Raw genomic sequence first — 8,749 nt, forward strand, 5'->3', positions numbered from 1 at the left:
CTACACATTTGGTTTGTCTTCTTTGTTTAGTTTTCAAAGGTCAACGTCGCTTTATTGCGACAACTCCTACATATTATCATAGGCGTTTTTGTCTGTCAACAACTTTTTTCATATTTTTGAAAATTGTTTCAGAGTTGATTTGTTGTTTTCGCAACAACGTTTAATAATTTAACACAGATATATGTCATCGTCAACCCCATTTTCCAAAAAAATATGTTATAATTTTTCCGATTACAAAATTGGAGGTTTTTATGCGTCTTGAACATTTAATGATGAAGCATTTTGATTTATCACGGAAACAAATGAAAAAATTAATTTCTTCCGGCGAAGTTCTTATTGATTCAATTCCTGCAACTCATGTGAGTAATAATGTTGACCCTCAAATTCAAGTGATTACAGTTCAAGGAAAACAAATCGAGGACTCTTCTCAAAAATATTTTATGTTGAATAAACCTAGTGGACTCATTTCCGCTACAATCGATGAACATCTTCCAACAGTCATTGATTTATTTAATAAGGAAAACGTTGAAGGTCTTTATCCCATTGGACGTTTAGATAGAGATACTGAAGGACTTTTAATCATAACAAACAATGGTCCTTTAGGATATCGACTTTTAAATCCCGTTCAACATACTGAAAAAGAATATTATGTCGAAGTCAATGGTCCTTTAGACAGTTCTTGTATTCAAAGATTTCACGATGGAATTATGTTTTATGATAGAACGATTTGTAAATCTGCTAAATTATCAATTCTTGAATCTTCTCCATCATTTAGTAAAGCTACTGTTGTTATTTCAGAAGGAAAGTTTCATCAAATTAAAAAGATGTTTTTATGTGTTGGGGTTAAAGTCACTTTCCTTAAAAGAATTCGTTTCGGTGAATTTGTACTTGATTCTTCTCTTGCACCAGGCGAGTATCGACCTTTTAATTCGTTCGAACTACAACTTTTAAAACAATATTTTGATTAAACACGAAAAAGGCAAGCGATTTTCTCGCTTGCCTCTTTTAGTTTAAATTAGTTACTTGCACTTGAAGTTGCGTCTGCTTCACCATGACTTGGAGTATCAGATGAAGCTCCCGAAGTTGCATCTGCACTTCCATGAGAACCATGTCCTCCTGCAGCTGGAGCATTTCCTCCAACTAAACGTTGACCAGTTGTTTCTAAATACCAATCTAACCATGGTTGGAAGTTAAAGATAATTTCATTAATTCCTGCATATGAACCATCTGGATAGTACATCGCTTTATAGTTATGAGTATTAATAACTCCTTCTGGTTGTCCCGGAACAATTGTACGAACGTATTCTTGGTCACCATTACGTAATACACCTACAACCCACTCAACATTTTTCATTCTTGCTGGTGGTAATGAAGCATGCACAGTTCCTAATCTGCTACCCGCTTGAACACGTACACGTTTACCAAACATTGTGCTTGGTTCTTGGTGAGCATTATTATAATACAAGAATTGGTTATTATCGTCTGCATATGTTAACTCAAATGGCATTGCTTTTAAGAACATATCAATTTGATTAACTGTTAAGATACCATGATCTAATTTTACATAAGTATCTCCTGATACAGCGCCAACGATTTCTGCTGCTTTTTCTACCCAATCTGGATCATCTGGGTCAACGCCTTGAATAGTAGTTGCAATTGGGTTAGTACAATATAAATCTTCCGGAGCAATTGGTTTTGGTTTTTTCAATTTAGAAACGACCTCCACATATTTTACAAAGTTATCTAAGCAAGATTCTAAGAATTTCACTGTTCCTTCATTCGTGATATTTCCATTAGCATCAAATGCTTCTTTAGCTTTTCCTAATAAGAATTCATTTCCTGGTAATGTATATGCATTCACACCTGGAGCATCTAAAATTTTACGTAAATGTACTTGCGCACGGGATGTTCCTTGATCATGGTATGAAGCACCTACAATCATAACTGGTTTATTTTCAAATGGATGCACTTTAAATGATAACCATTCTAAAACACTTTTTAGTGATGCTGTAATTGTATGGTTGTGTTCTGGAGTTGCAATGATAACACCATCAGCACGAGTAATTTTGTTATATAAATAACGTAATTGGAAGCAATCGTCCCATTTTTCATCTTGATTGAATACTGGAACTTCATCAATTTCAAGAACTTCTAATTCAAATTTTAATTTAAATTCACGTTGAATGAATTGTAATAATTTACGGTTATATGATAGTTCAGCATTTGAACCTACAATCCCTACAAATTTCATAATGTCTTTTCCTCTCTTATTGTGATATTAAATATTTTCCCAATCAAAGTTTTCTGCTTCTTTGTGTAATAAATCTTGAGCACTTCTTAATTTTTGAGTAATTTTCACGAATAAACGGAAATCATCAAATAAAGCATCTAATTTTTTAATTGTATCTAAATCAATTAAATTACCTTTTTTATCAAATGCTTGAAGTGAGTGAGATAATAAGAACTCAGATCCTGGCATTACATTTGCTTTTAATTCTGGAGAGTCCAAAATTTGACGTAATTGTAATTGAGCACGAGAAGAACCTAATGTTCCATAAGATGCTCCTGTAATCATTACAGGTTTATTTAATAATGGATGAATACCATATGATAACCATGCTAATGCGCTCATTAATACAGCTGGAATAGCGTGGTCATATTCTGGAGTACCAATGATTACTCCATCAGCAGCTTCAATTTTAGCAGCAATTTCTGTTACAAGTTCTGGTACTTGTTTATTTGCTGGTTTGTTGAATAATGGAATATCTTTAATTTCCACTAATTCAATTTCAACTTTATCTGCAAAATGATTTTGCATATATTGTAATAAAGTACGGTTTGTAGAACGTTGTGAGTTTGTTCCTACAAGTGCAATAAATTTTGTCATAATAATTCCTTTCTATACATCTCTGATTAAACGAAATGAATTCCAGATGTATACATCATTTTTTGATTTTTTGTAATCACAAATGCTTCCAGTCCAGGTTGTTGTTCGATTTCTTCAATAATGTCATATGGATTTTGTCCAAACAAACGCGTCGTCCATATTTCGCAATCTACTGATTTTTCAGCAACAATTGTAATACTAACTAGTTCTGTTTCCATTGGATAACCTGTTGTTCGATCAAATATATGGTGATAAGCTTTTCCATCTACCACTATTTGACGTTCATAAATCCCAGAAGTTACAACAGACGCATCCGATACTGCAATCACTGCAACATGTTCGCCTCTATCTAATAATGGATTTTGGATACCAATTCTCCATGGTCTGTGAAAAGTTGGATTTTCTCCAATCGTAAGAATATTTCCGCCTAAATCAATGATTCCTGATTGAACGCCTTGTTCTACCAAAAATTCTTTTAACTTATCAGCAATATATCCTTTTGCTAAAGCTCCTAAATCGATTCTCATTCCTTCTTTTGATAAATAGACTTCTCTATTTGAATCATTTAAGACTATTTCTTCAGGATTTGTTATTTTTAATAACCTTTGAATCTCTTCTTCTGAAGGAAGTTTAGCATCTGAAAAACCAATTCTCCACGTTTGAACTAAAGGTCCAATCGCAATGTTAAGATGACTATTCGTTGCAATACTATGTTTCTTTCCTAACGCTATTAATTCAAACAATTCCGGATGAACTCGAACTGACTTCTTTCCGGCTTGTAAATTAATCGCCATTAGTTCTGAATCAGCATCATTCGCACTGAAACGATTTTTATAAAGATGCAACAGTTGTTCACTCTGTAACAATAATTTTTGCGCATTCTCATGAAAAATCGTTAATGTAATAGACGCTCCCATTAATCGAAGACTGTGACTAGCACTTTGCAAACAATTTCCTCTTTCCTTTTGCATTTACCTCTAATATACCAAACCGTTTGCGTTTTCACAAGTATTTTAGCTCATTTCATCACATTACTTTTATATAAAATAAGTACACATTTTCACAACTGTTCCTTTAACTAAAAAGAAAAACACCATTATAAACAGTCTTTCAACTATCTATAACGGTGTTACCCTTTATTCATTCATCTTAATCTGAGTAATAGACTCTAGTAAATATTTTGCTAATTCCTCAGCACCTTGATTATTCGGATGAATCTTATCTTCATAAAACCACTCTGCATGATTTTTTGCTAATTCATACCAATCAATAATGTGTACATTTGCGTGACGAGTTTTTGCTTCATGCAATTGCTGATTCACTTCATTATTCCATTTCACTGGAGCAAAAATTGTCACAAAATATAGCTCTCTATCTTCTCCAAGAATACGAATATATTCATCTAATTGTTTTTGAGAAAATGTACCATTCGTTCCCAATAACGTTACTACTCGATCAGACATTTTTCCTTTTGAAATTAAATCTTCTAAAGTTGTCGGACTAGAATATAATTGTCTTCCTATTTTCCCGTCAATCATTGCTTTAGGGAATAACTCTTGAACTTTATCTGCTGCTGCTAATAAAATTGAATCTCCTACAAAAGTAATCGACTCTTGAGCAATTTGTTCTTTTAATTCAATTTCTTTATTCGGATCTACTGTTGTACTTTCTTCCTGTGTTGTGTGTTCAATAAGTTCTTGATTCCGTTTAATGACACTCTCTAATTGTTGCGCTACTAAATTCGTTTCCGTTGAAGATTGGAAAAATCCGACAAATGCTAACCCGATTAAAATAACATAAGTAAACGAAAAGGCCATTCCCATCATTTTCTTAACCGGTGGTAATTCCTTTACAGCAAAATAATGAATGCTCATCAGACTGAAGGTTTGTCCAAAAGGAACCATCCATTTTTTCGTTTCAAATACTTTATAAGTAATTTCTGCTAATAAAATAATCCAAAGCATTTGAATACCTACAGATACAATGCTAGACTCTTCTCCATTTTGGAAATAGGGTGCAAACATATGCACTGGATAAAACCATAAATAATAAGAAAAACTTCTTCTTCCAAAAATTGTAAATCCTCTAAATCGTAAGAAGTAATTTAATACAGAATTTTCATATAATATACTCCATAAAAATACAATAGAAACTACAGAGAATAATTGCATTCCATATAAATATGTTTCATCTTGCACACCATTAAAGCTAAGTATCATCCAAATCATTATTAGAAAACTTCCAACACCCATTAATTGAGTCAGTAATGCTGTAAATTTATTTTTTGATAAAGCTAACGATAGTTGTCCTTCAGTAAGATAACTTAAGAAGCCTCCTAATAAAAACGAGAAAATTCTAGTTGAAATTGCATAATAAATATACGAAGGATCTTTTTGTATCACATACATAACCGTCATGAATATTGCTGAAAAGATACTTAGAATCAATAGCACTAAACTTTCTTGCATTCGTAATAAATTTAATCGATTGAATAACTTTCTAATTCCAACAGCTATTAACATTAATTGTAAATAAAGAGATACATACCATAAATGAACAAAAGGACTTGGATTAATCGATTGTACAAAATAAGATTGCTGATTAATAATTTGATAATAATTATTGAAAAATACTAAGGACGATAAAGACATCATCCGAATATTTTTTAATTGTTCCGGTAATGCAATAAATAAGAAAGCGACTGTCCCAATAATCATAAACAACATGGGAAGCCATAATCGAGCTAACTTTGAAGACAAATGCCATTCAACTGGCTTTTTATGAAATAAATGCTTGTTATCACGAAAAGCTAAATAGCCACCTATCGCAAAAAATGCATTTACCGCAAAAAAACCACCTGGCAAATAATTTTGAAAATAATAATATCCTATAATTGCAAGAATCATCATCCCTTTAAAGCCATCAATGGCTGCTACACGTTTATATTTAGGATTTTTGTGAGATTCTTGCATCACATTTTGTTGAGCCACGTGAATTTTTCCATCCTTTAACTAGTATTCCTCTCCATTATATTCTCTGGAAAATTTCCCGTCAAACCTCTTTTGAAATATTTTTAAGATTTTTAAGGATTCGCAAAAAAAGCTGGAGATAATCTCCAGCCTCACTTAAATTCATTAGATTTTTTTAACGAATTCAGATTTTAATTTCATCGCACCAAAGCCATCAATTTTACAATCAATATTGTGGTCTCCTTCGACGATGCGGATATTTTTCACACGTGTACCTTGTTTAATATCTTTTGGAGCACCTTTAACTTTTAAGTCTTTAATAACTGTTACAGTATCTCCATTTTCTAAACGGTTCCCATTTGCATCAATGGCAACTACTCCGTCTTCTTCAACTTCTTGTCCTGGTTCCCATTCATGAGCACATTCTGGACAAACTAATAATACACCATCTTCATATGTGTATTCTGAACTACATTTTGGACAATTTGGTAATGACATAACCGTCTCCTTTTCTATCAATTATTTTTAATTATTTTACCTTCTTTTTCTTATCATGTCTAATGGTTTCACTGGTTCAGTTACTTTCATCTTGCAAATCATCATCGCATGAGGAGCTGCTTCGATTTCTTCACCATTTTCATCCCATAAAGTTGTTAACACTTCTTCATGATGACGCATGCCTGGCCCATAAAACTCAATATGGTCTCCAACTTTAAAGTTATTTCTTTGTTGAATCGTTGCAATTTGAGTTTCTGGATCATATGCTAACACTTGACCAACGAATGCATATTGTGGAATTTGGCGACGTGCACCAAATAATTGTTCTTCTTCTGTAGGAATTTGATAATAGAATCCTGTTGCTAACTCACGTTGAGCTGCTTTCCATAATTCATCTACCCATTCTTGTTTACATACATAATTATCTGGATCTTCACAATAACTATCTACTGCAGCACGGTATACATTTGCCACTGTTGAAACATAGTGAATAGACTTCATACGTCCTTCAATTTTCAAGCTATCTACTCCAGCTTCAATTAAATCTGGCAAGTTATGAATCATTGATAAGTCAACCGCACTCATAGAGAATTTTTCTTCGATACCTTCTTCACCAGCACCAACCATATTTTTCTCATTCGCAAATGGCATATCAAACAAACCATATTTCCAACGACATGATTGCGCACATCCTCCACGGTTCGCATCACGACGTACCATGTGATTAGACAATACACAACGACCTGAATATGAAATACACATCGCGCCATGAATAAATGCTTCAATTTCAACATCCACTTTTTCTTGCATTTCTTGAATTTCTGCCATTGAAACTTCACGTGCTAATACAACACGTTCTAACCCTTCATCTTTCCAGAAGTTTAATGTTTCCCAGTTTGCAGCAGAAGCTTGTGTAGAAAGGTGAATTGGTAATCCAGGAGCTTCTGAAGCACAAATATCCATTAATGCCATATCACTAATAATTGCTGCGTCAATTCCAAGGTCACGAACTGTACGGAAAAATTCACCCGCACCTTTCTCGTCTCCTTCATGGGTCACCATGTTTGCTGCAATATATACTTTAGCATTATGACTATGCGCAAATTCAACGGCTTCTTTCATTTCTTCGAAATCAAAGTTCCCTGCACGACTTCTTAGTCCGTAAGCTTCTCCACCTAAGAATACTGCATCCGCACCATATAAAATGGCTGTTTTTAATTTTTCAAGTGTTCCTGCTGGAGCAAGAACTTCTGGTTTTTTCAAAATTTTTCTTCCCATTTGTCTCCTCCTATTTCACATCTTCTGGATTTAAAATATAAAATCCTGCATCTAATCCGCGTTGTTCTGGGTGAAGTTCTCTTACTTGTAATTCTAAGCTAGCACTTTTTTCGACTGTCCAAGTACCTGCTTCAATTTCTTTACGCGCATGATCAAACAACTGAACCACTTTAACAAAGTTTTCACCAGGAGTTAAAACTCCATCAAATTTCCATTGAGGAACACCCATTTGACTTAATTCTAATAAGTAAGGTGCAAGAGAAACATCATTATTCGCGAAAATATGTGTGCCATTAATGTCTTGATAGATTGAATAATGAGAATCTTCATCTGCTGGTTCACTCACAAATAACCCACGTTTTTTCTCAACACTTTCTTCTTTCTCAATATAGTTAAAGTAATTTTGTAATAATGGACGTTTAGAATGATGGATACATGTTGCACCATAAACTAACACTTCAATTGGAACTTCCACTTGGCTTGCTAAAATTTCCATTTCTGCTCTTGGAATTTCTCTAGCAATCACTGCTCCAATCGCACCACGTTTAGCCCAGAAATTAACTTGACGACTACTTGTGACTAGCACAGCAGCATCGTAATAATAAGGAATTGAATATTCTGGGTTCTTCATAATTTGAACAACTCCAGGGTCTCCTACTGTAATCATATCTACATTAATTGATTTTAAAAATTGTAAATATTCCGGAACTTTCGCAATTCCTTCATTATGAAAAATCGCATTAACCGCTACATTTACTTTTTTACCATAGCGATGTGCTAATTCTGTTAATTCTTTTTGTTCATCACGTGAAAACGACATTGGTAATCTTAAACCAAATAAATCTTCACCAAAGCACAATACATCTACACCTGATTCAAGTAGTGCTTGTGCTTGTTGGATTGATTCAACTGTTGCAATCAGCTCTATCATTCCAAACGCCTCCTATTCTTTCAATAAAAATATACTGATATAGATTAGCATAAAATTCAAAATATCTCCACTCATATCTAGTTTTCCTGAGTGAGAACAATTTTCAATTAGATTTTTTTATATCAAACAAAAAAGGTTCTATAATTTATAGGGTTGATGGAGAAAATCCACCAACCCTATTTTAGT

8 protein-coding genes are annotated in these 8,749 nt (G+C 33.4%); 1 reads left to right on the forward strand and 7 read right to left on the reverse strand.

The window, feature by feature from the left end:
- The first annotated feature begins 251 nt into the window (after positions 1 to 251).
- Entirely contained in the window at positions 252 to 968 is a 717-nt protein-coding gene (locus tag RWL86_RS07815) for a pseudouridine synthase (protein ID WP_314078610.1), read from the forward strand.
- Between the two features lie 47 nt (positions 969 to 1,015).
- Here RWL86_RS07815 and RWL86_RS07820 read toward each other — a convergent pair whose 3' ends face one another.
- The 7 genes from RWL86_RS07820 to RWL86_RS07850 form a co-directional block, all read right to left on the reverse strand.
- Positions 1,016 to 2,251, reverse strand: a complete 1,236-nt coding sequence (locus RWL86_RS07820) for an NAD(P)H-dependent oxidoreductase (RefSeq protein WP_314078611.1) — start codon at positions 2,249 to 2,251, stop codon at positions 1,016 to 1,018.
- 27 nt (positions 2,252 to 2,278) lie between these two features.
- Positions 2,279 to 2,887 carry an NADPH-dependent FMN reductase gene (locus RWL86_RS07825; protein ID WP_006703599.1) on the reverse strand — a complete coding sequence of 203 codons (609 nt, stop codon included), beginning with the start codon at positions 2,885 to 2,887 and terminating at the stop codon, positions 2,279 to 2,281.
- Between the two features lie 26 nt (positions 2,888 to 2,913).
- Positions 2,914 to 3,834: an FAD:protein FMN transferase gene (locus tag RWL86_RS07830; protein WP_314078612.1), complete on the reverse strand. Its 921-nt coding sequence runs from the start codon at positions 3,832 to 3,834 to the stop codon at positions 2,914 to 2,916.
- Between the two features lie 189 nt (positions 3,835 to 4,023).
- The gene (locus tag RWL86_RS07835; protein WP_314078615.1) at positions 4,024 to 5,877 is read right to left on the reverse strand and encodes an acyltransferase family protein; all 1,854 of its coding nucleotides are present in this window, start codon (positions 5,875 to 5,877) and stop codon (positions 4,024 to 4,026) included.
- A 144-nt stretch (positions 5,878 to 6,021) separates the two neighbouring features.
- Positions 6,022 to 6,354, reverse strand: a complete 333-nt coding sequence (locus RWL86_RS07840; RefSeq protein ID WP_314078617.1) for a zinc ribbon domain-containing protein YjdM — start codon at positions 6,352 to 6,354, stop codon at positions 6,022 to 6,024.
- A 36-nt stretch (positions 6,355 to 6,390) separates the two neighbouring features.
- Entirely contained in the window at positions 6,391 to 7,632 is a 1,242-nt protein-coding gene (locus RWL86_RS07845) for a U32 family peptidase (protein WP_314078619.1), read from the reverse strand.
- 10 nt (positions 7,633 to 7,642) lie between these two features.
- Positions 7,643 to 8,563 (reverse strand): peptidase U32 family protein, encoded by a 921-nt coding sequence (locus tag RWL86_RS07850; protein ID WP_314078620.1) that lies wholly within the window; start codon positions 8,561 to 8,563, stop codon positions 7,643 to 7,645.
- Positions 8,564 to 8,749 lie beyond the last annotated feature (186 nt).

Source organism: uncultured Granulicatella sp., assembly GCF_963515095.1.
Lineage (GTDB): Bacteria > Bacillota > Bacilli > Lactobacillales > Aerococcaceae > Granulicatella.

Excerpts from the sequence above, each read along its gene's own strand:
- RWL86_RS07850 (WP_314078620.1), bottom strand. The coding sequence starts at position 8,563 with ATGATAGAGCTGATTGCAACAGTTGAATCAATCCAACAAGCACAAGCA.
- RWL86_RS07820 (WP_314078611.1), bottom strand. The coding sequence starts at position 2,251 with ATGAAATTTGTAGGGATTGTAGGTTCAAATGCTGAACTATCATATAAC.
- RWL86_RS07825 (WP_006703599.1), bottom strand. The coding sequence starts at position 2,887 with ATGACAAAATTTATTGCACTTGTAGGAACAAACTCACAACGTTCTACA.
- RWL86_RS07845 (WP_314078619.1), bottom strand. The coding sequence starts at position 7,632 with ATGGGAAGAAAAATTTTGAAAAAACCAGAAGTTCTTGCTCCAGCAGGA.
- RWL86_RS07840 (WP_314078617.1), bottom strand. The coding sequence starts at position 6,354 with ATGTCATTACCAAATTGTCCAAAATGTAGTTCAGAATACACATATGAA.
- RWL86_RS07815 (WP_314078610.1), top strand. The coding sequence starts at position 252 with ATGCGTCTTGAACATTTAATGATGAAGCATTTTGATTTATCACGGAAA.